The organism is Corynebacterium sp. HMSC08D02 (assembly GCF_001807505.1).
In the GTDB taxonomy this organism is placed as follows: Bacteria; Actinomycetota; Actinomycetes; order Mycobacteriales; family Mycobacteriaceae; genus Corynebacterium; species Corynebacterium pseudogenitalium.
This window is the reverse complement of record NZ_KV789246.1, coordinates 7,660-8,726: the sequence shown is the minus strand read 5'-3', so window position 1 is coordinate 8,726 and position 1,067 is coordinate 7,660. Positions and strand designations below refer to the sequence as shown.

Below are 1,067 nucleotides of genomic sequence, written 5' to 3'. Positions count from 1 at the left end.
AAGCTTGGAACGGGTTGCGTCTTCGCCGCGAGCGAGCGTCCAATCCAACATTGAGGCAATACGTCCCGCGCAACACGGGATACACGGTCTGTTCAATAGCATGTGCGCTCATGACTCTCCTGCTACAAACTGTTCAAGCGCATGTTTTACCTCAACGACATGGATACGACGAACCGCTTCCTCAACGACCTCGCCTACAACGCTCCTAACATCGCCCGTGCCCAGGAGAGCGTCGACAGCATCAATCTGTTCATCCGTCACTTCGTCATAGACGCCCGCAGGAACCTGGTAATACTTGGCCAACAAGTACCTAGAAAGGCCTTCTGTCAACGCATTCAATCGCTGAAACTGCGCTCCAAGGGTTTCCTCCCCCAAAAGCCGCACTGCTTGGTCAATCCCAAAGACCTGCCACCCGCTTGCATCCGCCCTGCTGGCATCTCCTCCCCATGTTGCCGCGCACTCGGCGATATGTGATACGAGCAATTCTTTGGTTCGGTGCTTAATCAGGCTCCATGCACGAGGCGACAGTCCGTTATGCGCCCTGCTCATTGACTCAATGTCTTCATTAATCGTGGTTGTTTTCATCATGGCGATACTCCATCTGCGAATGCTTGTCTATATTTAGACGCTGGAGACCGCGTCTCGGTTCCCAACGCTATTGCTCGAAGATCGAATGTGGGCGTAAGGGACATTTTGTATGTAGATGTCTATCTGGTTTCCCGGGATGGCCTCGGCCAACAACCAGATATGGTTTTCAAAACAGTTCCATTTGCCCGTTTTGAGAAATCAACACCGAATGACGTCTGGTGTGTGGTATGGAGTCTGCGGGCAGCACAGGAACCCCAGCGAGATCAAGGACTCTAAGGAACTAGAACCAGCCGCCTGTGCGTTGGGCGGTCGCATATAGCCAGGGGACGAGCAAAGCCCTTGACGTGCACAATTCTGGCCGCATCGAGTTAGCGGGTGTTCCGGTCGACCTCCTAGCGTCGACCAATGCAGGTCACGGCATTTTGGGCCCATTTCGTGCTATTTGGCCGATTTTGCGCTGACCTGCGTTGGTAAACCGG

General features: G+C 53.7%; 1 protein-coding gene. It reads right to left on the bottom strand.

Going from position 1 to position 1,067, the window contains the following annotated elements:
* Positions 1–108 precede the first annotated feature (108 nt).
* Positions 109–588, bottom strand: a complete 480-nt coding sequence (locus HMPREF3170_RS06120) for a hypothetical protein (protein ID WP_070478498.1) — start codon at positions 586–588, stop codon at positions 109–111.
* Between the last annotated feature and the right edge of the window lie 479 nt (positions 589–1,067).

What these genes read in the sequence shown, in the direction of transcription:
- HMPREF3170_RS06120 (WP_070478498.1), bottom strand. Translation starts at nt 588, where the DNA reads ATGATGAAAACAACCACGATTAATGAAGACATTGAGTCAATGAGCAGG.